Annotated in this window: 19 protein-coding genes; 11 read left to right on the top strand and 8 right to left on the bottom strand. The window is 63.9% G+C overall.

From position 1 onward, the window contains the following. Positions 1–2: 2 nt before the first annotated feature. The 3 genes from FJ964_RS10270 to FJ964_RS10280 are packed head-to-tail and all read left to right on the top strand — an operon-like array spanning position 3 to position 4738. On the top strand, positions 3–1919 hold the full coding sequence (locus tag FJ964_RS10270; RefSeq protein ID WP_140550282.1) for a lasso peptide isopeptide bond-forming cyclase: 1917 nt from the start codon (positions 3–5) through the stop codon (positions 1917–1919). After that, entirely contained in the window at positions 1916–2887 is a 972-nt protein-coding gene (locus tag FJ964_RS10275; protein ID WP_140550283.1) for a serine kinase, read from the top strand. The genes FJ964_RS10270 and FJ964_RS10275 overlap by 4 nt, the downstream gene beginning before the upstream one ends. Before the next feature lie 6 nt (positions 2888–2893). Beyond that, entirely contained in the window at positions 2894–4738 is a 1845-nt protein-coding gene (locus FJ964_RS10280; protein ID WP_140550284.1) for an ABC transporter ATP-binding protein, read from the top strand. A 16-nt stretch (positions 4739–4754) separates the two neighbouring features. On the opposite strand, the gene FJ964_RS10285 is transcribed toward FJ964_RS10280, so the two are convergent. Further along, positions 4755–5030, bottom strand: coding sequence for an exopolysaccharide production repressor exox (locus FJ964_RS10285; RefSeq protein WP_140550285.1), 276 nt, complete (start codon positions 5028–5030; stop codon positions 4755–4757). Positions 5031–5629: 599 nt separating this feature from the next. Here FJ964_RS10285 and FJ964_RS10290 point away from each other — a divergent pair. Beyond that, complete coding sequence (locus FJ964_RS10290; protein WP_140550286.1) at positions 5630–6307, top strand: sugar transferase; 678 nt, start codon at positions 5630–5632, stop codon at positions 6305–6307. 110 nt (positions 6308–6417) lie between these two features. After that, positions 6418–7683: a polysaccharide biosynthesis/export family protein gene (locus tag FJ964_RS10295; protein WP_181172425.1), complete on the top strand. Its 1266-nt coding sequence runs from the start codon at positions 6418–6420 to the stop codon at positions 7681–7683. A gap of 221 nt (positions 7684–7904) precedes the next feature. Here the strand turns inward: FJ964_RS10295 and FJ964_RS10300 are convergent, their stop codons facing one another. The 5 genes from FJ964_RS10300 to FJ964_RS10320 all read right to left on the bottom strand — a co-directional run bounded on the left by FJ964_RS10300 (position 7905) and on the right by FJ964_RS10320 (position 15278). After that, positions 7905–9206 carry an O-antigen ligase gene (locus FJ964_RS10300; protein WP_140550288.1) on the bottom strand — a complete coding sequence of 434 codons (1302 nt, stop codon included), beginning with the start codon at positions 9204–9206 and terminating at the stop codon, positions 7905–7907. Positions 9207–9463: 257 nt separating this feature from the next. Beyond that, complete coding sequence (locus FJ964_RS10305; RefSeq protein WP_140550289.1) at positions 9464–10291, bottom strand: SDR family NAD(P)-dependent oxidoreductase; 828 nt, start codon at positions 10289–10291, stop codon at positions 9464–9466. Between the two features lie 124 nt (positions 10292–10415). Further along, a complete protein-coding gene (locus FJ964_RS10310) occupies positions 10416–10922 on the bottom strand; it encodes an acetone carboxylase subunit gamma (protein WP_140550290.1) in 507 nt (168 codons plus the stop codon). 5 nt (positions 10923–10927) lie between these two features. Continuing rightward, positions 10928–13123 (bottom strand): hydantoinase B/oxoprolinase family protein, encoded by a 2196-nt coding sequence (locus FJ964_RS10315; protein ID WP_140550291.1) that lies wholly within the window; start codon positions 13121–13123, stop codon positions 10928–10930. Positions 13124–13136: 13 nt separating this feature from the next. Then, positions 13137–15278: a hydantoinase/oxoprolinase family protein gene (locus FJ964_RS10320; RefSeq protein WP_281408229.1), complete on the bottom strand. Its 2142-nt coding sequence runs from the start codon at positions 15276–15278 to the stop codon at positions 13137–13139. A 111-nt stretch (positions 15279–15389) separates the two neighbouring features. Between FJ964_RS10320 and FJ964_RS10325 the strand changes: the two genes are divergently transcribed. The 4 genes from FJ964_RS10325 to FJ964_RS10340 all read left to right on the top strand — a co-directional run bounded on the left by FJ964_RS10325 (position 15390) and on the right by FJ964_RS10340 (position 20197). Continuing rightward, positions 15390–16169 carry a helix-turn-helix transcriptional regulator gene (locus FJ964_RS10325; RefSeq protein WP_140550293.1) on the top strand — a complete coding sequence of 260 codons (780 nt, stop codon included), beginning with the start codon at positions 15390–15392 and terminating at the stop codon, positions 16167–16169. Between the two features lie 195 nt (positions 16170–16364). Continuing rightward, complete coding sequence (locus FJ964_RS10330) at positions 16365–17117, top strand: SDR family NAD(P)-dependent oxidoreductase (RefSeq protein WP_140550294.1); 753 nt, start codon at positions 16365–16367, stop codon at positions 17115–17117. A gap of 217 nt (positions 17118–17334) precedes the next feature. Then, positions 17335–18678: a glucoamylase family protein gene (locus FJ964_RS10335; RefSeq protein ID WP_140550295.1), complete on the top strand. Its 1344-nt coding sequence runs from the start codon at positions 17335–17337 to the stop codon at positions 18676–18678. Next, the gene (locus tag FJ964_RS10340; protein ID WP_140550296.1) at positions 18668–20197 is read left to right on the top strand and encodes a mercuric reductase; all 1530 of its coding nucleotides are present in this window, start codon (positions 18668–18670) and stop codon (positions 20195–20197) included. The genes FJ964_RS10335 and FJ964_RS10340 overlap by 11 nt, the downstream gene beginning before the upstream one ends. Before the next feature lie 31 nt (positions 20198–20228). Here the strand turns inward: FJ964_RS10340 and FJ964_RS10345 are convergent, their stop codons facing one another. Beyond that, complete coding sequence (locus FJ964_RS10345; RefSeq protein ID WP_140550297.1) at positions 20229–20810, bottom strand: DUF1349 domain-containing protein; 582 nt, start codon at positions 20808–20810, stop codon at positions 20229–20231. A gap of 57 nt (positions 20811–20867) precedes the next feature. Beyond that, complete coding sequence (locus FJ964_RS10350; RefSeq protein WP_140550298.1) at positions 20868–22307, bottom strand: aldehyde dehydrogenase family protein; 1440 nt, start codon at positions 22305–22307, stop codon at positions 20868–20870. A 264-nt stretch (positions 22308–22571) separates the two neighbouring features. Here FJ964_RS10350 and FJ964_RS10355 point away from each other — a divergent pair, with 264 nt between their 5' ends. Together FJ964_RS10355 and FJ964_RS10360 are read left to right on the top strand one after the other, a co-directional pair. Continuing rightward, the gene (locus FJ964_RS10355) at positions 22572–23237 is read left to right on the top strand and encodes a TetR/AcrR family transcriptional regulator (RefSeq protein ID WP_181172426.1); all 666 of its coding nucleotides are present in this window, start codon (positions 22572–22574) and stop codon (positions 23235–23237) included. Positions 23238–23326: 89 nt separating this feature from the next. Beyond that, entirely contained in the window at positions 23327–24580 is a 1254-nt protein-coding gene (locus FJ964_RS10360; protein ID WP_140550300.1) for a sarcosine oxidase subunit beta family protein, read from the top strand. Positions 24581–24588 lie beyond the last annotated feature (8 nt).

Below are 24588 nucleotides of genomic sequence, written 5' to 3' on the forward strand. Positions count from 1 at the left end.
CGATGAGCGGCGTGGCCGGAATCCTGCACGGGCACGAGGCGCCGGGGACCGCCGCCGATATCCAGCGCATGCTGGCCCGCATGCGTCATCGCGCCCGCGACGGCAGTTCATGGTGGACCGACAAGGCTGTCGCGCTCGGCCATGCCTGGCTCAACACGACCAATGAAGCCGGCCCCGGCCCGCTGACGATGGCGGGCGGTAAACTGGCCGTCACCGCGGATTGCCGCCTGGACAATCGCGACGAGCTGATGGCACGGCTCGGCGTCCCCGACGCATCGGTTGCCGACGCCGTGCTCCTGATGCGGGCCTATCTGCGCTGGGGCGAAGCCTGTCCCGTGCACCTGCAAGGCGATTTCGCCTTCGCCATCTGGGATGCCGAGCGGCAGGTGCTGTTTTGCGCGCGCGATCATTTCGGTGTCAAACCGTTCTACTATCACGCGGACGGGCAGCGCTTTTTCTTTGCCTCCGAGATCGGCCCGATCCTTGGCGTCACCGACGCCGGCGCCCGCCTCAGCGAACATCAGATCTCGGGTTTCCTGGCCGGGCTGCCAGACGATCCGCAAGCGACGCCTTACACAGATATTTTCCGCCTGCCGGCGCGCCACAGCCTCACTGTGACGGCGCAGCGCGTGACGCTGCAGCGATACTGGCAGATCGAGCCGTCGTCGCGGCCCATGCGGTCGGACGCCGCCGAAGAATTCGCCCATCTTTTCTCGCAGTCGGTGCGCAACCGCATGCGCGGAAGCGCGGCGGTCGGGGCCATGCTGAGCGGCGGCCTGGACTCCTCCTCGATCGCCTGCGTGGCGGGCCGGCAAAACCTGTCCGAGGGAAAGCCGAGGCTGCCCACCTTTTCGCTGGTTTTCGAACGCGGCTCGGCGATGGACGAAAGCCCCTTCATCGACGCGGTGCTGGAACAGGAGCGCGTCGACGGCACGCTGATCCCGGTCGGCAACTACGCGCCGTTCGCGGAATTCGAACGGGTGCTGGAAGAGCAGGAAGGAACGTTCCTGGCGCCGGGTCTTACGCTCACCCGGACCGTCTACAGGACGGCAGGCAGCAAAGGCGTGAAGGTGCTTCTCGACGGCCATGGCGGGGACGAAGTCGTGTCGCAGGGTCACGGCCATCTGCACGAGCTTGCCAATGCAGGCAAGTGGCTGGAGCTGTGGCGCGAGATCCGCAGCGCTTCCAACACCTATGGCGAAGGCATGCTCGGCATGTACTTCCAGTTCCTGACCATCTACGGACCCGCCTGGCGCGTGGCCAGGCTCAGGCACACCGCGAACCGGCTCCTGCACAGGCTGCGAAAACCGGCCCAGGCTTCGCAAGGCGGAAGCTGGCGCGACCTGATCAATGCCGATCTTGCCGGCCGCACCGAGCTTATCGAGCGGGTTCACCGAGCCGGCTACAAGCCGCCCGACGTCAGCGCCAGCGAGGCGCTGACCCACCGCTGGATTCTTTCCAACGGCTATGTGCCGCATGCTTTCGAAGTCCTCGACAAGGCGGCCGCCAATTTCGGCGTCGAACCTCGTTATCCCTTCTGGGACAAGCCGCTGGTCGAGTTCTGCCTGGCGTTGCCGGGCAAGGAGAAGCTCAGCCGCGGTTTTGGCCGCTACGTGCTGCGCCGCGCCATGCAAGACGTGCTGCCGGCGGCGGTCCAGTGGCGGCGCGACAAGATCGATTTCACCGGCAATCTCGTCAACGGCATGCTGCGCAACCACCGTAACCTTCTGGAACAGGTGCTCGGCCCGGACGCCGGCCGCATCGAGCCCTACATAAACCTGCCGGCCGTGAAGGCGGCCTATGCACGGCTGCTCAGCCGGCCCGACCGGCCGGCGCCGCTCGATGTCCAGTATGTCTGGCGCTCGGCGTCGCTGTCGCTGTGGTTGCGGCAGGTGCAGCGTGCCGGGAGTGCCGCATGACGCCGTTGAACGAGCCGCTGGCCCTCTGCCCGCACGCGCAAGGCTGGCCGCGCGGACAGCGCCGTTTTTATCGGGCCTACGGCCTGACCATCGCGTCCGAGGTGGCCTTGCCAGAGCTGGAGCCGGCCGAACCGGCGGCGGCGGATATGCTGATCACCGTCGGCGCGATCGATATGCCGAAGCCTTCGCCAGAGGCCGCGACCATTTTCCGCTTCGAACCGGATCGGCAATATCTGGCGTGGCACGCCGTCGGCGCGTTCCTGATCAGCGACGCCTGCCGCATCGAGGTCGAGCCGGCGCCAGGCATCGACGACGCGCTGATCGCGTTTCCGCTGCTGGGCCCGGTGATGGCCCTCATCCTGCACCAGCGCGGCCTGCTCGTGCTGCATGCCAGCGCCGTCGCGATTGCCGGCAAAAGCGCCATCTTCATGGGCGACAAGGGCGCCGGCAAATCGACGACGGCAAGCGCCATGATCCGTGCCGGACACGAACTGCTTACCGATGACGTCGTGGCGCTCGATCTCAGCCATCCGGACGAGCCGATGATCGTGCCGGGTTTTCCCCAGATCAAGCTGGCGGCCGACGCGGCTGCCGCGATTTCGCTTGAAGGGGCACAAGTGCGGCCGCAAGTGCATCCGGCTATCAACAAGGCCCAGCACCGCTTGCACGGGGCGTTTTCGCGCGACAGGGTTCCGGCAACCCGCATCTATATTCTCGAGCGCGGCCAAAAGGCTGATATCTCACCTATGCCCGGCATCGCCGCTTTGCCGGCCGTGATCAGATTTTCATACGTCACGCGCTTCGGCCGAGCCGCCCTGGTGGACGATTTCGCGGCGGCGCATCTCGGGCACTGCGCACGCCTCGCCGATCGCGTCGGCGTGTGCAGGCTCGAAGTGCCCACGGGCCTCGACAGGATCGGCGAGGTCGTGAGCCTCGTCGAGCATGATCTGATGGCCGGAAAGGGGTAGCAGGAGATGTCGAAACCGTCGCTCCTTCGCCCGTCATTGTTTCGGGAAATCGCCGGGTTCGGCGCCGTTATCGCCCAGATAGGCGGGCGACGGGCCTGGACGGCGCTGCTCTTCCTGATCATGGGCAGCCTGACCGAAGGCATCTCCATCCTGCTGCTGGTTCCGCTGTTGCAGCTGGTCGGACGCTCCGGCCAGGATTTCGCGATCAGGCTGCCCGACAATGATTTCATGCGCTGGCTGGTGCCGGACGGCACGCTGAAGCTGACCACGATGCTGTGCATGCTGGTCGCGCTGGTCGCGCTGCAGGCCGCCTTCAACCGCTTCAAATCGGTCTACATGGCCAGGCTTCTCTTCGATTTCATCAACCGCCTGCGCATGAACCTGTTCGAAAGCATCGGCAAGGCACGGTGGGGCGTCTTCACGCGCATGCGCGGCTCCGACCTCGACCATGCGCTGACCGGGGACATAGACCGCGTCCAGGGCGCGGCCTTCTCGCTGTTGATGCTGGTACAGATCGCCGTGCTTCTGGCCGGCTATCTCGTGATCTCCATGTTCATTTCGCCGGTCATGACGCTGTTCGCCGTGGTCATCGGCATCCTGATGTTCCTCGCGCTGCGGCCGTTCCGGTCGCGGGCCACCGCCTTTGGCCAGGTCCTGACGACCAACCGTCAGGATCAATACCGTACGGTCTCGGAATTCCTCGGCGGCATCAAGGTGGCCAAGAGCCTGAACATCGAGGCGACCTATTTCGCGCAGTTGCAGGCGACACTCGAAAGGATGAAGGCCGACAACATCGCCTATGTGCGCAACAGTTCGACCGGCACCGCCCTGTTCCAGGTGGCGAGCGTGATCGGCTTGAGCCTGTTCATCTATGTGGCACTGGTTCGCTTCGACCTGTCCCTGGCCGAGATCGTCGTGCTGCTGCTGGTCTTCATGCGCATCGCGCCGCGCTTCATGGACATGCAGACGCAGGCGCAGCAGGTCCTGATCAACCTGCCCGCCTATGCCGCGATGCGCAGCCTGCAGATGCGTTTCGACGCCGAGCGGGAACCTGGCCATGCCGGGATCGAGGACGCTCGAAAGCTGTCGCTCGATTTCGGACTGAATGTTCGCGGCGTCTCCTTCGCCTACGAGGACGGCGCCGCCAAGACCGTGGTGAGCGATATCACCTTCGGCCTTCCGGCCGGCAAGGTCACCGCCCTTATCGGCCCTTCGGGATCAGGCAAGAGCACGATCGCCGACATGCTGCTCGGCCTGCTCGAGCCGACAGCCGGCACGATCCTCGTCGACGGCGTCGAGATCGACGCCGCCAATCGCCGGGGCTGGCGCGACCAGGTCGCCTACGTGCCGCAGGACGTGTTTCTCCTGCACGACACGATCGCGGCGAACCTGCGCCTGGCCGCACAGCAAGCCAGCGACGATGAATTATGGGCCGCATTGCGATCGGCCCATGCGGCCGAATTCGTCGAACGGCTCGACCTCAAGCTCGAAACGGTGGTCGGCGACCGCGGCGTGCGGTTGTCGGGCGGCGAACGCCAGCGGATCGCGCTGGCGCGCGCCTTGCTGCGCAAGCCGTCGCTGCTCATCCTCGATGAGGCGACCAGCGCGCTCGACTGGCAAAACCAGGCGCTGATCGCGCAATCGATCGACGGGTTGCGCGGCTCGATGACGATCCTGACCATCGCGCACCGGCCATCGATGATCGCCTTCGCCGACTGGGTGGTGGCGATGGAAAACGGCCGTGTAGTCGAGGTCGGGCACTATCGGCGGCTGAAGGCGAAAGCCGGAAGCCGATTGTCCCGGATGCTTTCGGGCGAACAATCAGAGTCCGAACCCGCCGACGTTGCCTGAGGCCGGCCGATCTGGGTCAGTGAAGGCTTCGCCCGGCGCCGCCCAGCTTTTCACCCTCGGCCACCTCGGCCGAACTGAGCTTTCTTTCGGCCTCGCGTGTCCTGTCGGCAGGCGTCGGCGCGCTTCTGACGATCATGGCATAGACGAGCACGAAGTAGCCCGCCTGGATGACCACGGCACAGATGATGACGCGCAGCAGCGTCGTGCCTATTGATGCGCCGCCCAGCCATGACCAGCCGACGACGATCGCAAGAGCGAAAATCATCCCAACGATGAATTTTGGAAGCGACATACCCAACAGCCCACAAACCGGCCCGGGTATATCAAGTCATTGCCCCACCCGAGCGTCGTCCCTTGTCATGCGGGCTTATTAAGTCGCCCGCTCCCGGCCGGTTGCTTCCGGCCTTTCAACCTGCCGCCACTTTGACAGGTATAATTTGCAATTCTATTAAGGCGAGCAAATGGCCGCAAGGGCAACCGCATTTATTTTTAGGTGAGCTTTTGCGCTCGACTCGCTCGTGCTGCAACGCACACGGGGGGATTACGCGCAACTTCGGCTCTTCGGTGCTTTTCAGTAAACTCTACAATATCGAATAGTATTTTATTATAATGCCCTCGTATATCGTGTCGCGCTAAAGCACCAACGAGTTCGGTTCAGGGGCATAAAGAACGCAGCGCCCAGAAGTTGCCCCAAAAGGGCCTCTATTTTTCCGGCTATGCCCATTTATTGTCATAAACGTGCTAAATATTCCGAAATTTGTGCAAGGCTCGCTTATTATTTAGTCAATTCATGACGTGACTATTTCAAGGGTACGGGAAATTGTGTGTTGCGCTGCAACATTTTTTTGATATCGTGCGGTAAACCATCCGGTCAACGCATGGAGTTTTGGCATGAGGGACGTTGCCAAGTCGGCCACAGCGGAGTTTTCGCAGGCTGGCGTCGATTTTCCACCGCCGATCGGCGGCCTTATCAAGCGAAGTTTCGATATTGCCGGTTCACTGGCCGCCCTGATCGCGCTCAGCCCGCTGTTCGTGATGATAGCGCTGCTCGTCAAATTCTCCGATGGCGGATCGATTTTCTACGGTCACCGGCGAATCGGGCGTGGCGGACGGATTTTCCCTTGTCTCAAGTTCCGCACCATGGTGCCGGACGGCGAAAGGGTACTGGCCGCCTATCTGGCGGCCAATCCGGACGCCAAGGCGGAATGGATAGCCACCCGCAAGCTGAAGAACGATCCGCGCGTCACCAGGGTCGGCGCGGTCCTGAGGAAACTCAGTCTCGATGAGTTGCCGCAGATCATCAACATCCTTCAGGGCGACATGAGCCTTGTCGGACCTCGCCCGGTCGTGCGCGACGAACTGGAGATCTATGGCAGCGCCGCCGTGTATTACCTGAAGTCCCGCCCCGGCTTGACCGGCCTGTGGCAGGTCAGCGGCCGCAACGACGTCTCCTATGACAGCCGCGTCGCGTTCGATCGCCACTATGTCGAGAATTGGTCACTTTTCGAGGATATTCGCATCATCATCAAGACAGTTCCGGCTGTCTGGATGTCGCGCGGCTGCTACTGAGCGGTCGCGAACCGGATCGCACGCGGGGGATCTCTCCCGGCAGGCATCGGGCGCAGGCTCATCGGGCTGGTGGGGCCAAAGCGGATCGGAACGTTCAGTTGAAGATAGACATGTTCGAAGTTTTTTGCAGCGGCCCGCATTCGGGCCGCCCGCGGCGTTTGCGGCTCGTGGCCAGCTGCCTGGCCCTGTCGCTCGCCCTGCCTCGGATCGCCATTGCCGACGAGTACCATCTCGGATCGCAAGACAAGCTCACCATCCGTATCGCGGAGTGGCAGACCGTCGAAGGCACGTTCCGCGACTGGTCGGCGGTGAATGGCGTATACACGGTCGGGCCGGCCGGAATGCTGTCGGTGCCTTTCGTCGGCGAACTGCCGGCATCCGGCAAGACAACGGCCGAAGTCGCGGCGGCGATCGGCGAGGCGCTGCAGCACAAGCTCGCTTTGTCGGACCGGCCCGAGGCATCGGTCGAAATGGCGCAGTTCCGGCCGTTCTATATTTCGGGCGAGGTGCAGAACCCCGGCCAATTCCCCTATGTACCCGATCTGACGGTGCTGAAGGCGGTCAGCATCGCCGGCGGCATCCGGCGAAGCGCCGACTACGGCCCGCAGCTCGGCAAGGACCTGGTCACCGCCAAAGGCAATTTCGACATATATGACGATCAGCGCGTTCGACTGATCGTCAAGCGCGCGCGCATCGATGCCGACCTTGCGGGCAAGTCGAGCTTCGAGGTACCGAAGGAGGTCGAGGGCGATCCCAGACTGCAGGCCATCGTCGCGGACGAGATGACGATCCTCACGGCTGACCAGAAGGCGCTGAAGCTGAAGCTCGAGGCGCTCAGCGATCTGAAAGGGGTTCTGCAGGCCGAGATCGAATCGCTGCAGAAGAAGATCGTCAACCAGCAGAAGCAGGTCGACCTGGCGCAGCAGCAACTCACCAGCATCGGTCCGCTGGCCCAGAAAGGCCTGGTCGCCAACGCAAGACTGCTGGATTCGCAGCAGTCCGTCACCGACCTTCAGGGCAAGATCCTGGACTACGAAACGGCCATCCTCACCGCCAAGCAAGCGATCAGCAAGGCAACGCAGGATGCCATCGATGCCCAGAACACGCTGAGCTCGAGCCTCGCCGCCGACCGGCAGCAGACCGAAGCCGACCTGAACGAGGCCGCGCTGAGGGTCAACATGCAGAAAGGATTGATGGCCCAGGCCACCGATCCCGCCACCGTGGCCGCCAGCGCAACCAACGAAGAGCCTACCCTGATCTACTCACTGCTGCGCGCTGCCGACGGCAAGACGAGCGAGATTGCGGTCAAGGAAGACACGCCCGTGCTGCCGGGCGATGTGATCAAGGTCAAGCTGGCGCCAATGCCCAGCCAGTAGGCCGCTTGAGATAGAGCAGTTGACTGTTTCACGGAAACGGCGAGAGCTGCTCTATGTCATTGTTTTTGCGCAATTCCGGACGAAAACCGCTGCGCGCGTTTCCCGGGGGAAGCCGTACACACTTTTCCTGGAATTGCTGGAGCGGGTCGGCGTTTGAGCGAATCGCCAGCCGCGCTATCGCCTTGTTTTGCCGCAAGCCCAGACGGGAAACCGATCCGCATTCATCGAGCCGCGTCGGTGCCGGGCTCCGGCCCGCTCCAGCCTCTGGCCGCATTTGCCTCCTCGATCCTTGCCGCAGACCGGCGAGGACGGGCAACGGGCAGCCGCGCCAGCTTGAAGAAGCTGAAATACATCAGGAAGGAACCCATGATGTAGGGGTTGAGGATCTCGACCTCGACGAAGGAGCGGATCAGGAGCAGCACCATGACGCCGGCCAGAACGACCGAATCCGCCCGCCATGTCCCGAACGCCACCGCCGAGACATGGCCGTAGAGCGTGCGCAGGATGACCAGCGAAACCAGCGTCGCGCCGACGAAGCCGAGTTCGACAAGGGCTTCGATGTAGGTATTGTGGAAGTGGAAGCCGGTGCGGGTGGTGATGTAGAACTCGTTCCACAGGCGCTCGGCCTCGGCAAAACCCTGGACCCAGTATGCGGCATAGCCGACGCCGAGCATGGGCGCCCTCTGCGCGGCGTTCCAGCCCTGCTCCCACAGATAGGTGCGCCCGGTGAGCGTCGAATCCTTGCCGAAGAGGCCGAGGACGAAGTCCATGAGGCCGAGGTTCAGCGCCACTAGGATAGTGACGACCAGCATGCCGGTGCCGACCAGGAAGATCACCCGGCGATAGCGTCGCGACAGCACCTTGCTCATGGCAAGCAGCATCACCAGCGCCAGCACCGCCGGTGTCGAGGCCATCGAGGTGGCCGAATGCGAGATGACCAGCAGATAGGCCGACAAAAGCACGACCGGCACCGTCAGGAACAGGCTTAGCCGGCCGTGCCTGAGGAAGGCGATGAAGACGACGCTGAAATAGATGCCGAGCGAGGCGACGAAGCCGATCTGGTTCTTGGATGCGAAAGCGCCGACGAAATTATACGTGCCGTCGAGGACGTCCTCGGAATAGGCCCCGACCTTGAGAGAATAGAGCAGGACGACGAATATGCCGACCAGGGCGCCTATCGTCAGGGTCCGCACGCTGACGGCGCGCGCCGCGACATAGGCGCAGGCGATGTGGGAGAAGTACTGGACGGCCGTCCTCGCGGTGATGCCGGGAGCCTCCGACCAGAAGACGGAGAAGCATACATAGGCCGCGAACGACAATGGCAGCCAGGCGCTGGACAGATGCCGCAGGAACCGCCTGTAGTCGACCATGATGAGGGGCAGCCACACCGCATAATAGGCCAGGATCAGCACCTGGCCGAATATGACGGAGTAGGAGAATGCCCAGACCGAAACGGCAACGGCAAAACTGCCGTAGACCGAGTTCCTCTCGGGATCGATCAGCAAGGACTTTGGAATCTTCATCTCAGGTTCTCGCCGAGCCTACCCCGGACCGCCGCGTAGCCGGCAGGCATCTCCGTAAGAAGGGTGCAATCGACGGCATCTCCATTGTGCAGTGCAATATAACCTATCGCGCCCCGCGCTCAATGGCAAATCCCGTCACCTTGTCTTACAGCCGGGCGAGCGCCGAGAGATCACGTCCGGGACAGCCGCCCGGACGGAATTGGAGTTCTCGTTCAGTGCCGGCCTCCTCCACCGAGGCCCATAGCCAGCCGTGCGCGCTACCAAAGTGCTCCGCCGGTGATCTGTATGTTTTCCATGGTGATGCCCTTGGCCATATCGGAGCAGAGGAACACGGCCAGCGCCGCTATCTCCTGCGGCTGGAGGATACGCTGCTGCGGATTGCCCCTGGCGATCTCGGCCATCGCGTCCTCGGCCGTGCGGCCCTTGCCCTCGCGCTCGACGACCTGCGCCACGTTGCGGCGCATCAGTTCGGTCTCGACCCAGGTCGGGCTGATCATGACGCAGGTGACGCCATGCGCCGCCCCTTCGAGCGCCACGCAACGGGTGAGGCCGAGGAGACCGGCTTTGGAGGCGCAATAGGCAGGATTGTCCTTCCAGCCGACCGAGGCGGCGGTCGAGCCGATGTTGACGATGCGACCCCAGCCGCGCTCGATCATACCGGGCAGCACGGCGCGGATGGCGCGGAAGGCGCCGGTGAGATTGGTGTCGACGATCTTCTCCCACAGCGCGTCGGAATGGCCGCAGACCGGCTGCTCGGCCGTGGTGCCGGCGGCGTTGACCAGGATGTCGACAGGACCGACCGCCGCCTGGGCGTCGGCCGCGAAACGGTTCGTCACGCCGCTGTCGCGCACGTCGAGATGGGCGGCGTAAATCCTCGTTCCATGCGCGCCGAGAGCCGAACGCACGCGCTCTATCTCGTCGGCGCCGGGATAGTAGGCGGCGTCGGATCTGTCGGCGCCGGCAGGAGCGATATAGGAGCCGACGGCGACATTGGCGCCGGCCTGCGCCAATGCCGTCGCAATCGCCAGACCCATTCCGGAGAACCCGCCGGTGACGATTGCGCTGCGGCCGGAGAGGTTCGTCATCGGGCATGGTCTCCACGCGGCATGGGACGGTCCATCAGTCCCGAGAGGACCTGAACTTCATAGGCCAAGATAGCCTCGATCGAGGCCCATTTCGGAGCCGGTGACGAATCTCGTGTCCTTGCCATCAGCTTTCCTTGTCCATCGGCTCCAGCGGCTTGCCCAGCCAATCGCGGTAGAAACCTTCCAGGTCGGGTTCGAAATCATGGACGATGGGATAGCCCGGCGCCGCTGCCTCGACCTCGTGCAGCGTGCCGCATTGCGGGCAGATGAACTCGCGGATTTCCATCCATTCGGGATCCGGCAGGTCGCTGTTGGGATAGATCTCACGCAGCGCCTCCTCTGTGTCGCGCACGATAATTGAAGCCTTCAGCTTCCAGTTCTTGCGGTAGTCGCCGAAGGAATGGCCGCATTCGCAACGGGTTACCCGCTCGTCGCCGCTCTGGCAGATGAAGAGGTGGTCACCCACGGGGAGCAGGATGGGATCCTTCCAGCCGACGCGGTTCTGAAGCACCGCGACGTATTTGAAGAAGCGGTCGTCGTCCTTGTAGGCGCTCATGATGCGGCGCGTCTGCGGCCAGGGCAGCGTGCCCGCGACCAGATCGGCGATGACTTCCTTGCTGTACGAGGCCATGGTCCCTACTCCACGCCGAAGGTCGATTTGGCGTCGACATCCCAGAAGCTTGAAAAATCCCTGGCGAAGCGCGGCGAAAGCTTGAAGGCGCTGGCATACATCTTCTTCACCTCGGGCGCGAAATCGGCCTCCTTCACCCGCTCGCGCTCCTTGGCCATCCACTCCGAGACCGGCCTGGCCCGAACGAGCCGGCGCGACCGCATCTCGGCGCGGTGGCGCTTGGTGGCTTCGAGATTGGCGACGGGATAGCCGTCCTCGTCCTCGTCAAGCACGATACCGAAGACATTTTCGGCAGCTTCCCTGGTGAGGTAGCCGTTCTCGACGTCCGATGCCGTCTTGAGCGGATCGCGCTCCAGCACGTCGCCATAGCCGCCACCGCCATTGTAGGAATGGGTGAACACGTCGCCGGTCTTGTGGGGCGCGGTGATATAAGGCCCCTCCATCGTCACGTGCTGGCCATCGAGCCGGACCTCGAGTTCGGAACGATAAGGATTGGTGCCGGTATGGTGCGCCAGCGGCGCGCCCTTCTGCGCAAGCTCGAAGATGTTGCTGTCGCGCACCGCGCGGTGTTTTTGGCAGGTCGGCGCCGGATAGCCGCCGCAAAGCCCGCCATTGTCGAAGACGCGCGAGGAATGTTCCGAGGTGACCAGACGGAGGTGATCGGTCTTCGAAACCAGCCAGGTCGACAGGAAGGCGCAGCCGCCACGATATTTGCCGGCGCCGCCGGAATTGGCAACGATCGAGCGGCCGATATAGACCATCGGCATGTTCTGTTCCCAGATCTCGATGTTGCCCATGTCGGATTCCGGGTTCCAGCCGACATAGGCGGTGTCCAACCCGTCCTTGATGGCGAGCGCGCCGGAACCGGCGGCCGCGCATTCGAAATGCGCCATGCCGAACAGCGTACCGTACTGGCTGGTGCCGCCCATCTCGATCATCGGGCTGTTGACCTGGCCGACGAAGGCCTCCTCGACGAAGCCGCGGGCGATGAACGAGCGCGACAGGAGCCGCTGGAAGACGCCATAGGCCGGCAGGAGCAGCGCCCAGGACGTGGCGGTGGCCACCATCTCGTTGTCGGGATTGGTCCAGGTGCCATGCGGCAGCTTCAGCTCCGTCGCCATCCAGGCGCCGTCATTGACCAGGCCTTCGAAATTCATGTGCTGGGTCAGCGTCACGAACATGCCGCCATCCATGCCGGCCGGCGTGCAGTTCATGGAATGGTAGCCCCAGGGCTGCGTGCCCTCGAAATCCATGACGATCTTGCCGCCTGTGGTGATCTCCATTTCGATCGGAATGTTGTAGAGCCAGTCGGGATCGCCGAGCGGCTGGTAGCCCGGCTTGCCCCTGGTGACATGACCGTAAAAAGTATGCCCCCGATAGATGCCGGGAACGGTCAGTTGCCGCGTGCGGGCGAGCTGCGCGCGGCGGCCCTCCTCGATGAATTCCTTCGACACCTTCATCCAGTAGTCGAGGCCGATCTCGTCGATGAGCGCCTTGACGCTTTCGCGCATGTCGATGCAGGAGGCGACCTTGGCCTTCTCGTCCAGCACCCAGTAGATGGGCATGCGCAGATTGCGCTCGCAGCGGATCACGTAGTCGCGCCGCAGCTCGTCGTTCTGGCCGACTTTTTCGGCGCAGACGAACAGGCCTTCGGTGAAGCGCTCCTGTGCCAGCGCCACGTCGCCGCCCGGCGTGATGCCGCCGGCCTCGAGTTCGTGGCAGACCGCGCCCGCCCAGCCGACGAGTTTGCCCGAGTGGAAGATCGGCACCACGTCCATCACGTCGGGCACCTGCACGGTGCCGATGAAGGCGTCGTTGTTGGCGAAGATGTCGCCGTCGACGATGCGGGGATTTTCCTCGTAGCCTTGTCTGATCATCCATTTGATAAAGCGGCTCATCGTGTGCACATGCACCATGATGCCGTTGGAGAGCGCGATGGCGTCGCCTTCGGGCGTGTAGATGGCGACGACCATCTCGCCCACCTCGCGCACGCCGGGCGAAGCCGAGATGCGACGCGCCATCTCGCGCGCCGAGACGCAGTAGGCGCGCAGCTTGGTGTGCAGCGTCTCGAATTTCAGCGGGTCCTGGTTGCGCAGTTCGAGATCGGTAATGCCGTCATAGCAGCCGGTCTCGTCCATGAGCCGTTCGGATTCGATCAGCCGCTCGCGCAGACGCAGGGCGGAGGCGGGTTTGTCCAGCATGGCGTTCGCCCTCTCAAGCATGGGAATAGTGGAGCAGCGTCCATTCGTCGACGAAGACACGGTCCTGCGGATGGACGACGAGCGTGGTGGCGGGGTGTTCGATGATGGCAGGACCGGTCACCTCATGCCCGGGCAGCAGAAGATCCATCTCGTAGAGATCGGCCTTGTGCCAGCGGCCGCCAATATAGGCCTCGCGCACGCCCTTGTGCGCGGATGCGGGGCTGGAGCGGCCTAGCGGGCGCTTGAGCAGCACGGGCTTGACCTTGTCGGCGGTGGCGATGAGGCCGAGCTCGGTGATCGAGAAGCCGGCTTCGCCATAGCGCGAGACGCGATGGTTGACCTTGGCGTAGACCGCTTCGAACTCGTCGATGACCTTGCGCATCTCGTCGGCCGAATGAACCGCCGAGAGCGGCGCCATCACCTCGACATCCTCGAGCTGGCCGGTGTAGCGCATCATCAGGAACGGCACCGTCTTGATTTTGCCGAGCGCATGGCCGTCGGCGACCATTTCGTCGACAGCGGCCTTGGTCAGGTCGTTCCAGACCGCGGTGACCTTGCTTCCGAAGGCGACCAGCTCGTCATCGCTTGCGCGGGCGCCGATGTCGATCTGCGTCGACACCGAATGGCGGCGCATGAAATCCGCCGTGGTGCAGCCGAAGGCGGAGAAGGCGGCTGCGAACTGGAAGGTGATGATATCCTTGAAGCCGATGCCCCTGGAGCAGCCGGCCAGATGCAGCGGCCCCGAGCCGCCATAGGAAAGCAATGTGAACTCGGAAGGGTGGATGCCCTGGCCGGAGATGACGCGGCGCAGCGCGTTGTTGGCGTCTGCCTCCAGCATGTCGATCATGCCTTCGGCGGCTTCCTCCACGCCGACGCAGAGCAGGCTGGAGCACTTCTCCTCGAAGGCCTTGCGCGCCTTCTCGACCTGCAGCACGACCTTGCCGCCGAGGAAATAATGCGGGTTCAGCCGGCCAAGGATGGCGTCGCAATCGGCGATGGTCGGCTCGGTGCCGCCCTTGGCGAAGCAGATCGGGCCGGGATCGGCACCGGCGCTTTCCGGCCCGAGCGAGACTTTTTTCGTCAGCGGATCGACCTTGAGGATCATGCCGGCGCCGGCGCCGATCGTATCGAGATGCAGCGTCGGCACATTCAGCTTGAAGCGGTCCATCAGCGGCTCGTTCTCGATCCGCGTCTGGCCGCGCGTGATGACGCCCATGTCGAAGGAGGTACCGCCCATATCCGAGCAGATCAGCGAGTCGTTGCCGATCAGCTTGCCGACATAAGCCGCGCCCAGAATGCCGCCGATCGGGCCGGAGATCATGGTCTCGTGCAGGCGCGGATGGTTGATCGAGGTGAGGCCGCCGAAGGAGAGCAGCGTCTGGACGCCATATCTGAAGCCGTATTTCTTCGAGACGTCCTCGATTCCCTTGAGTTGCTTGCGGCCGCGCGAGGTGGCGTAGGCCTCGATCAGCACCGAGTTCAGCCGCGACTGCTCGCGAATGACCGGGCGAACCTCGTGGCTGCTGTAGACGAGGATGTCGGCGCCGGCAGCAGCGATCTCCTCGCGGCAGATCTCGGCGATGCGCTTCTCATGCACGGGATTGACATGAGAGAAGATCGTCATGATGCAGACCGCCTCGACTTTGTCGGCGATCAGCTTTTTCGCCGCGGCACGGACCTCATGCTCATAGAGCGGCAGTATGATGTCGCCGAACTGGTCGATGCGCTCGGTGACGCCGTGGGTGCGGCGGCGCGGCACCAGCGGATCGGGGTGATGATGCGTCACCGCGTGCAGCCGGTCGGCATAGGAATAGTCGGCCCAGGCCTGCAGGCCGCGACCCATCAGGATCATGTCCTCGAGGCCCTTGGTGGTGATCAGGCCGAGTTTCCTGCCGGTGCGCGACAGCAGCGTGTTGAGCATGCCGGTGCCGGAATAGAGCACCACATTGACGCCCGAGAACAGCGCCTCGAGCGAGATGCCCCAGGCGTCCGCCGCGTCCTCGGCCGAGGCGAGGAACCCCTCGGCCTCGTTCTTCGGCGTCGTCGCCGACTTGCCGATCTTGAAGCGGCCGTCCTGATCGACAAGGATGGTGTCGGTCATGGTGCCGCCGGCATCGATGCCGATGACGATGGGATTGGTAGAGATCTGGTCCACGGGTCGCCTTCCCTTGCCGAGCATTGACCACAGGCTAGATTCGCGGGACCGGATTGCGCCATATGCCTAAAGGCACAATGACGGGTGGGAGCTCGTCGCCGAAAAGGGGGCATGCGCATGGGCAACATCTGGGCGCCGCTCGCCATGGCGATCGCCGCCACCGGCACCGACAGGCATGTCGACTGCCTGATCGACCTGATCGGCGCCGACATCGCGCATGACCTGGTGACGGTGACGCGCTACTCGGCCACGCAGACGCCGCAATTCGTCAAGCACCGGCGCTTCTCCGACGAGATGGTGCGGCGCTACCTTGATAATTACTACGTGTTCGACCCCTTCTACGCTTCCTGGCGGCGCGAGCGCCGGCTGGGGATCATGCCGCTAAAGCGGCTGGCCGACGACGAGGCCAAGCGCGGCCAGTACATAGCCGGCTTCCTCGCGCAATCGGAGATCTGCGATGAAGTCGGCATCATGCTGGCCGATGGCGGCGACTGGTGCCTCGGCATTTTCCTCGATCGTTCGACCACCGCGTTCAAGGACGGCGAGATCGCCCTGCTGGCCGAGCGGCTGCCGGTGTTCGAGGCGCTGCACGCGCTCGACATCAAGACGCGCGGAAGCGACTTCTCGCGCAGCTCGGCGCCCTCCAGCCCCGGCGCCCCGGCGCGCCAGCAGCCCACGACCCCGGCGAGCCTGTGGCCGGAACTGTCGGTCAGGGAAAGGGAGCTCGTGCAATTGATCCTGGCCGGCCATCCGACCGCCAACATTGCCGAGCGGCTCCGCATCACCGTCGGCACGGTCAAGAACCATCGCCGGCGCATCTATGAGAAGCTCGACATCACCACCGAGCGGGAATTGTTCCTGCAGTTCTTCCTGTATGGGTCGGACAAATAGCGATCCGCCGCTGGTGGCGATGGTGCGAGCGCTGGGCAGGCAGCTCGAGGGGAACCCGGCGTAACGCGCCTCGGGGATTGGCCCAGACGATCGAGTTGCATGCCGGCTTGAACTTGGCCGGCGGCGACCTCACAGTCACCGCAGAACATGGTTTCGCCGTGCGGAGCCGATTTGCGCCACGACAGGGGAAACGAGATGCCGACGACTTTCGCGGAACGGTTTGCCGGACGCTCGGCCGTGATTACGGGCGGCGCATCCGGCATCGGCCTCGCCGTCGCACAGAGGCTGGTCGAGGAAGGCGGGCGCGTTGCGGTTTGGGACCGCGACCCCGCCCAGATCGAAGCGGCCAGGGCCTTGATCCCGACACTGCATGGCCAGACCGTCGACGTCGCCGACCCGGCGGCGGTGGATCGGGCGGCGCGGTCGACGATCGAGGCGCTTGGCGGGGTCGACATCCTGATCACCAGCGCGGCCATCACCGGTCCCAACATGACCGCCTGGGACTATTCGGTGGAGGACTGGCGCCTGGTCATCGACATCAACATCAACGGCGTCTTCTACTGCAACAAGGCGCTCGTCCCGCACATGCTGGGGCGCAACTACGGCCGCATCGTCAACATCGCTTCGATCGCCGGCAAGGAAGGCAATCCCAATGCTTCCGCCTACAGCACATCCAAGGCCGCGGTGATCGGCCTGACCAAATCGCTCGGCAAGGAACTGGCCAGGACCGGGATAACCGTGAACTGCGTCACGCCGGCGGCAGTGCGCACGGCGATCTTCAAGCAGATGAGCCAGGAGCATATCGACTTCATGCTGTCCAAGATACCGATGGCGCGCTTTGGCGAGGTCGACGAGGTGGCGGCGCTGATTTGCTGGATCGCCTCGGAGGAATGCTCGTTCACGACGGCCGCCGTCTTCGACGCCTCCGGCGGCCGCGCCACCTACTGATGCAGCGCGGCGCGCCGCCCGACCGACCGGCGGCAAGCAACTACAATTGCGCGTGAGGAAGCAACCAACGGAGCTGGACAAGCGTACAATGGCCGAGGCCCGAATCGGCAACGGCAACAACGAGGGCGAGACATGACAAGGCGTGACAGTCCGGCCCGCGCGCAATTCCTGCACCGTTCCCCAGCAATCGCGACGACCAGGCTGGAGGTTGCCGCTTTTGCTTAAAGTCGAGCCTGCCATCCTGTCGGACGACGACCTTCTGGATCGTTTCCAGCGCGCGGCCTTCGACTATTTCCTGGAAAACGTGAACCTCGAAAACGGGCTGGTCGCCGACACGTCACGGCCGAATTCACCGGCCAGCATCGCGGTTGTCGGCTTTGCGCTCTCCTGCTATCCGATCGGGGTCGAGCGCGGCTGGATGGCGCGGGAAGCGGCGGTGAAGCTGACGCTCGCGGCTCTGCGCTTCTTCTGGACCAGCACGCAAGGCAGTGGCGCTGACGTCACCGGCCACAAGGGTTTTTATTATCATTTCCTCGACATGCGCACCGGACTTCGGGTCTGGCGCTGCGAATTGTCGATGGTGGATACGGCATTGCTGATGGCCGGCATTCTCGTGGCAGGCGCCTATTTCCGCGGCGACAATGACGAGGAAGCCGAAATCCGCCGACTGGCCGAGGCGCTCTACCGGCGCGTCGACTGGCGATGGGCGCAAGGCAGCAGTCCGACCTTGCGACAGGGCTGGAAACCGAAGAGCGGCTTTCTCCACTATGGCTGGGAAGGCTACAATGAGGCGACGATCCTCTATGTCCTGTCGATGGCCTCGCCCGACTGCCCGACGTCCGACGACAGCTACGAGGGCTGGACGGCGACCTATCAGTGGGAAAACATCTACGGCTACGACGTGCTTTATGGCGGTCCGTTGTTCATGCACCAGTTCTCACACGCCTGGATCGATTTCGCCGGCATCCGCGACGCGTTCATGCGCGAGAAGAATTCGGACTATTTCGAAAACAGCCGCCGCTCGACCTACCTGCACCGCGACTATGCCCGGCACAACCCCTATGGCTATGACGGCTACGGAGAGAACCTCTGGGGGCTTTCGGCCGGGGACGGACCCGGCGGCTTTCGCAGCAGCATACAACGGCGGCGGCGCCGGTTTTCCGGCTACGTCGCGCGCGGTGCGCCCTTCGGGCCGGACGACGGCACGATCGCGCCGTGGTCCTATCCGGCGTCGCTGCCTTTTGCGCCCGACATCTGCATGGCGGCGCTGCGCCATCTCGCGGACCGCTATCCCCAGGTGATCGACAATTTCCGGTTGCCGAGCGGCTTCAATCCGACGCTGGCCAACCGGCGAAAATTCGGCCGCGACGGCTGGGTGTCGGAAGGCCATTTCGGCCTCGACCAGGGCATCGTGGTGATGATGATCGAGAACCACCGCTCGCGCCTGGTCTGGGAGCTGATGCGTTCCAACCAGTACATCCGCCGCGGCCTGGACAAGGCGGGGTTCACAGGCGGATGGCTGTCGCAGCCGGCAAGCCCGGGTGGCCGCGATGTCGCTTGAAAGGACGAAAGCTGCCGGTTTTCCTGCCGACCACAATGATGTCGAGCTGGTCAGGGGCGCCCATCCGCCGCATTGGCGAAACCCGCAGCCCAGCGGACCATACAATCTCGTCGTCGTCGGCGCCGGGCCGGCCGGCCTGACGGCGGCCAGCGAGGCGGCAAGCCTCGGCGCGAAAGTGGCGCTGATCGAACGCGGGTTGATCGGCGGCACCTGCATCAACACCGGCTGCATCCCGTCCAAGTCGATCATCCGCACATCCAGGCTCTATGCCGATATGCGCGATGCCGAAAATTTCGGCGCCGATACGCCGGACCATCTCCGCGTCGATTTCCAGCGCGCGATGACCAGGATGCGGCGCATCCGGCAACGGATAAGCCATGCCGACAGTGCGGAGGAGCTTGCCGCGCTAGGCATCGACGTTTATTTCGGTGAGGCTCGGTTCGACGGACGCGATTGCGTCACCGTCGCGGGAACGACGCTGCGCTTCCGCAAGGCGCTGATCGCGACAGGCGCGAGGCCGGAGTTTCCATCCATTCCCGGCCTAGTCGAAGCCGGCTATCTCAGCAACGAGACGATGTTCGACCTTGTCGACTGCCCGAAGCGGCTTCTGGTCATCGGCGGCGGGCCGCTTGGCTGCGAGACGGCGCAGGCCTTCTGCCTGCTCGGCGCGAAGGTCATCCTGGCGCAGAGCGAGCCGATGTTCCTGCCCGGCGAGGAACGCGACGCCGCGCAGATCCTTTCGGACGCGCTGGCACGCGAGGGGGTCGAGGTCCGCCTGAACACCGAAGTGGTGGCGGTGCGCAGGGACGGCGACAAGAAGCTCGCCGACCTGATGCGGGACGGCGACACGACGACCATTTCCGTCGACGAGATCATCACCGGCATAGGCCGCTCGCCCAATGTCGACGGCCTTGGCCTCGACGAGGCGGAGGTGGCCCACGACGCCAAAGGCATCAAGGTGGACGATTATCTCAGGACCTCAAACCCGCGCATCTATGCGGCGGGCGATGTCTGCCTCGACTATAAATTCACGCATACCGCCGAGGCAACAGCCCGCATGGTGGTGCAGAACGCCCTGTTTCTCGGGCGCAAAAGGCTGAGCGAATTGGTCGTTCCGTGGTGCACCTACACCGATCCGGAAATCGCCCATGTCGGCCTCTATCCGGTGGAGGCGCGCCGCGACGGCATTCCGGTCAAGACCTATACGGTGCTGATGCACGATGTCGCCCGCGCGGTGATGGACGGCGAGGAAGAGGGTTTCGTCAAAATCCATGTCAGGGAAGGATCAGACCGCATCCTCGGCGCGACGGTGGTCGCCGCCCATGCCGGCGAGATGATCAATGCGGTGTCGCTCGCCATCAGGTCGGGCATGGGATTGCATGCGCTGGCCGACGTCATCCATCCCTTCCCGACACAGGCGCAAGGCATCAAGATGGCCGGCGACGCTTACAGGCGAACGCGGTTCACCCCTTTCTGGAAGCATCTGGCGGCACGCTGGCTGGCGTGGTCCAGGCGATGACGCTTATGTCCCGTCGGCGTTGGCGCGGGCTTCAGCCGTGCAGGTCCCGCGAAATCGGCGGGCCGACCGAAAAGCCGGTGAATGTGACCTCGAAGCCCTCGCGCTGCGGCGAACAGCACATCATGCCGACATCGACCGCCTTCGAGACCGGGAAGTAGGCGAGCCGCACCGGCTTCCAATGACCGTCGGAGACATCCAGATACTGGACGCGGATGGTCTCGGCGTGGCGGGTCAGCCGGATCGCAACGCCATCCGGACCGGCCGGAATGGTGGCCAACGACCAGTCCGAGGCATCGTTGGTGACGACGACCGAGAAATACATCACGCCGTCTGTATATTCGATGCCGGCCTTGATCCAATGCGTTTCGCTGAGGCGGAGCATCAGGCCCGCCTGGTCGTAGAGCACCTCATAGCGCCCGTTGACGGTGACTTCCGCGGTGAAATCGCCTTCCACCCGCTTGTAGAGGAAATGGCCGTTGTCGCGCCAGAAATCATAAAAGGTCTCGCGCCAGAAATCCGTCTCCTTGCCGGTGCGCACATGAACCGCATCGCCATCGACGGAATGATGCGGCGGCGGATTGAGCCAGGTCAGATCCTCGTCTTGAACTGTCATCGCCTCGTCTCTTGGTGCATGCGAAGGCTTCACCGGCCCGGTCGGCCGGCGCCCCGATCAGCCTGCGAATGTGTAGGCGGTCTTCACGGTGGTGTAGAATTCCATGGCATAACGGCCCTGTTCGCGCGGACCGTAGCTCGAGCCCTTGCGGCCACCGAAGGGAACATGGAAATCGACGCCCGCCGTCGGCAGGTTGACCATCACCATGCCGGCCTCCGAATTGCGCTTGAAATGCGTGGCGTGCTTGAGGCTCGACGTGCAGATGCCGGACGTCAGCCCGAATGGCGTATCGTTGGCGACGGCGAGCGCCTCATCATAGTCCTTGACGCGGATGACGCTGGCGACGGGCCCGAAAATCTCCTCGCGCGAGCTGCGCATGGCGTTGGTGGCGTCGGTCAGCAGCGCCGGCCGCAGAAAGAAGCCCGGCGTCTTGCGGTCGAGCCGCTCGCCGCCGAAGGCGAGCGTCGCGCCTTCCCTGACGCCGATGGCGATATAGTCTTCGTCCTGCTTGAGCTGCGTCGCATCGACGACGGGACCGATCTGGGTCTGCGCGTCGAGCGCATCGCCGATGACCAGTTTGTCCATCCGTTCCTTGAGCGCTTCGACGAAACGGTCATGAATGCCGTCCGTGACGATGAGCCGGGACGAAGCAGTGCAGCGCTGGCCGGTCGAGAAGAAAGCGCCGTTGATCGCGCAATCGACTGATGTAGCGAGATCGGCATCGTCGAGCACCACCAGCGGATTCTTGCCGCCCATTTCGAGCTGGAACTTGCGCATGTGCTCGACGCTCGCCGCGGCGACGCGTTTTCCCGTGCCGACCGAGCCGGTGAAGGTGATGGCGTTGATGTCCGGGCTGTCCAGCATCGCCTGGCCGACCACCGAGCCCTTGCCCATGACGAGGTTGAGCACGCCCTTAGGCAGGCCGGCGCGGTGCAATATGTCGACGATGGTCCAGGCGCTCTCAGGAACGAGGTCCGCCGGCTTGAAGACGATGGTGTTGCCATGGGCAAGCGCCGGAGCGATCTTCCAGGCGGGAATGGCGATCGGGAAGTTCCACGGCGTGATGATGCCGACGACGCCGACCGCTTCGCGCGTGATCTCGACACCGACGCCCGGCCGCACGCTTGGCACGACTTCGCCCGAGAGGCGCAGTGTCTCACCGGCGAAGAAATCGAAGATCTGGGCGGCGCGAATGGTCTCGCCAATGCCTTCGGCCAGCGTCTTGCCTTCCTCGCGCGCCAGGTTGCGGCCGATCTCGTCCTTGCGCGCCAGGATCTCGTCCGACGTCTTTTTCAACACCGCGTGGCGGGCCAGCAGACCCGAGCGCGACCAGGCGGGAAACGCCGCCTTGGCCGCGGCGATCGCCTGTCCCGCCTGTTCGACACCCGCGGAAGCGTATTCGCCGACGATGTCGCCGGTATCGGACGGGTTGATGTTGCGGGAGCCGGCATCGCCGACCCACTCGCCGTCGATGAGGTTCTGTCGAAGCGGTGCCATATCGTGTCTTTCCTGCTGGTTCGCCGCGAGGCGGCATCTGCTGATTTGTATTTGCCAGACAATTGCGCTGCGGGAAAGCACGCTCTGCGTGGGCGACCGCGACAAAGTTTCTCGCTTCGCGGCCCCGCGCGACATGCTGCCCGCGCCGCATCGCCCTCGACCCAACAGCTTTGGCGACACATCGTTCCAATCACCGCGAACGGGTCTGTACATATATGTCCATAGTCTTGATTTGCCGGGGGCGGCGTGTCATGCGTCGTGGCGATGGAAGCCACCGACACGACAACCCAGCGCGCCGGCGCCACCGGCAACATCAAGGTCACCCGGGAAGACTGGCTCAAGCTTGCGCTTGAAACGCTGATTTCGGACGGCGTCGAACGCGTCCGTGTGCAGACGCTCGGCCAGAAGCTCGATGTGTCGCGTTCCAGCTTCTATTGGTACTTCAAGAGCCGCCAGGACCTGCTCGACCAATTGCTGGATTATTGGCGGCAGACCAATACAAGGTTCATCGTCGAACGCGCAGCGCGGCCTTCCGCGACCGTCATCCGCGGGGTGATGAGCATCTTCGAGTGCTGGGTGGACGAGAAGCTGTTCGATCCGCAGCTGGATTTCGCGATCAGGGCGTGGGCCCGGCGTTCGCCCGCCATCAGGCGGGCTCTCGACGAGGCCGACGAGGAGCGCGTCGACGCCATCCGCGACATGTTCAGGCGCCACGGCTATGACGAGGAAGACGCCTTCGTGCGCGCCCGCGTGCTCTACTTCATGCAGATCGGCTATTACTCGCTCGAGCTCAACGAACCGATGAGCAGCCGCCTGCCGCATGTCGCGTCCTATCTGCGCAGCTTCACCGGCCAGGAGCCCACGGCGCAGGATGTCGAGGATTTTTCGCGCTATGTCGAGGAAACGCTTTCGCGCAGCCGCCAGCAATAGCCGCCGCTTTCACACCACGGCACGAACTAGACATATATGTACAATGGCGTTACGCCTCAATGCATTGAACCAACCTCTTCCGGCACGCCATGACCAGACTCTATTCCGCCTTGTCGCTCTTGAAGGAAGGCCTCGCCGGCCAGACCGGCTGGCAGCCGGCCTGGCGCTCGCCCGAGCCGAAGGCGTCCTACGACGCGATCGTCATTGGCGGCGGCGGCCACGGGCTGGCGACGGCCTATTACCTGGCAAAGAATCACGACATCGCCAGAGTAGCGGTTTTGGAAAAAGGGTGGATCGGCGGCGGCAACACCGGCCGCAACACGACCGTGGTGCGCTCCAACTACTATTATCCGCAGAGTGTCGAGATCTATGGGCTGGCGCACCGGCTCTATGAAGGGCTGTCGAAAGACCTCAACTACAACGTCATGCTGTCGCAGCGCGGCATGGTCAGCCTGTGCCACTCGACCGCCGAAATGGAGATCGCGGCACGCACCGTCAATGCCATGCAGATCAACGGCATCGATGCGGAGCTGTTTTCCCCCCAGGATGTGCGCCGGGTGGCGCCGATCTACAATTTCACAGACAGTGCGCGCTTTCCCGTGTTCGGCGGCATCTGGCAAGGCCGCGCCGGCACGGCGCGTCACGACGCGGTCGCCTGGGGTTACGCGCGGGCGGCGAGCCGGCTCGGCGTCGACATCATCCAGAACTGCGAAATCACCGACTTCATCGTCGAGGGCGGCCGCTGCCGCGGCGTCCAGACGACGCGCGGCGCCATCCGCGCCGATCGTATCGGCATGGCCGTGGCAGGACATTCCTCGGTGGTGGCGGCCAGGGCCGGCTTCCGGCTGCCGATCAATTCCTATGCGCTGCAGGCCTGCGTAACCGAACCGGTCAAGCCGATCCTCGACACGGTGGTGCTGTCGCCCGGCACGGGCGTCTATGTCAGCCAGTCCGACAAGGGCGAGATCGTCATCGGCGGCGGGCTCGACCGCGTTCCTTCCTATGCCCAGCGCGGCAATTTGCCGACGCTGGAGGGAGTGATCGCGGGGCTGTTGGAAATGTTCCCGATCTTCGGCCAGCTGAAGCTGATGCGGCAATGGGCCGGGATCGTCGACGTCGTGCCGGATTCCTCGCCGATCATCGGTGAATCGCCACTGCCCAATCTGTTCCTCAATTGCGGCTGGGGCACGGGCGGCTTCAAGGCGATCCCCGCCGGCGGCACGCTGCTGGCAAACCTGCTGGCAACGGGCAGGCACAACGACATCAGCCGCCCCTTCGATCTCGGCCGCTTCGCCAGCGGGCGGCTGATCGACGAAGCGGCCGGCTCCGGCATCGCGCACTGACATGCACA

It is taken from the genome of Mesorhizobium sp. B2-3-2, assembly GCF_006442295.1.
Taxonomy (GTDB): domain Bacteria; phylum Pseudomonadota; class Alphaproteobacteria; order Rhizobiales; family Rhizobiaceae; genus Mesorhizobium.

Excerpts from the sequence above, each read along its gene's own strand:
- FJ964_RS10270 (WP_140550282.1), top strand. The coding sequence starts at position 3 with ATGAGCGGCGTGGCCGGAATCCTGCACGGGCACGAGGCGCCGGGGACC.
- FJ964_RS10275 (WP_140550283.1), top strand. The coding sequence starts at position 1,916 with ATGACGCCGTTGAACGAGCCGCTGGCCCTCTGCCCGCACGCGCAAGGC.
- FJ964_RS10280 (WP_140550284.1), top strand. The coding sequence starts at position 2,894 with ATGTCGAAACCGTCGCTCCTTCGCCCGTCATTGTTTCGGGAAATCGCC.
- FJ964_RS10285 (WP_140550285.1), bottom strand. The coding sequence starts at position 5,030 with ATGTCGCTTCCAAAATTCATCGTTGGGATGATTTTCGCTCTTGCGATC.
- FJ964_RS10290 (WP_140550286.1), top strand. The coding sequence starts at position 5,630 with ATGAGGGACGTTGCCAAGTCGGCCACAGCGGAGTTTTCGCAGGCTGGC.
- FJ964_RS10295 (WP_181172425.1), top strand. The coding sequence starts at position 6,418 with ATGTTCGAAGTTTTTTGCAGCGGCCCGCATTCGGGCCGCCCGCGGCGT.
- FJ964_RS10300 (WP_140550288.1), bottom strand. The coding sequence starts at position 9,206 with ATGAAGATTCCAAAGTCCTTGCTGATCGATCCCGAGAGGAACTCGGTC.
- FJ964_RS10305 (WP_140550289.1), bottom strand. The coding sequence starts at position 10,291 with ATGACGAACCTCTCCGGCCGCAGCGCAATCGTCACCGGCGGGTTCTCC.
- FJ964_RS10310 (WP_140550290.1), bottom strand. The coding sequence starts at position 10,922 with ATGGCCTCGTACAGCAAGGAAGTCATCGCCGATCTGGTCGCGGGCACG.
- FJ964_RS10315 (WP_140550291.1), bottom strand. The coding sequence starts at position 13,123 with ATGCTGGACAAACCCGCCTCCGCCCTGCGTCTGCGCGAGCGGCTGATC.
- FJ964_RS10325 (WP_140550293.1), top strand. The coding sequence starts at position 15,390 with ATGCGCATGGGCAACATCTGGGCGCCGCTCGCCATGGCGATCGCCGCC.
- FJ964_RS10330 (WP_140550294.1), top strand. The coding sequence starts at position 16,365 with ATGCCGACGACTTTCGCGGAACGGTTTGCCGGACGCTCGGCCGTGATT.
- FJ964_RS10340 (WP_140550296.1), top strand. The coding sequence starts at position 18,668 with ATGTCGCTTGAAAGGACGAAAGCTGCCGGTTTTCCTGCCGACCACAAT.
- FJ964_RS10345 (WP_140550297.1), bottom strand. The coding sequence starts at position 20,810 with ATGACAGTTCAAGACGAGGATCTGACCTGGCTCAATCCGCCGCCGCAT.
- FJ964_RS10350 (WP_140550298.1), bottom strand. The coding sequence starts at position 22,307 with ATGGCACCGCTTCGACAGAACCTCATCGACGGCGAGTGGGTCGGCGAT.
- FJ964_RS10355 (WP_181172426.1), top strand. The coding sequence starts at position 22,572 with ATGGAAGCCACCGACACGACAACCCAGCGCGCCGGCGCCACCGGCAAC.
- FJ964_RS10360 (WP_140550300.1), top strand. The coding sequence starts at position 23,327 with ATGACCAGACTCTATTCCGCCTTGTCGCTCTTGAAGGAAGGCCTCGCC.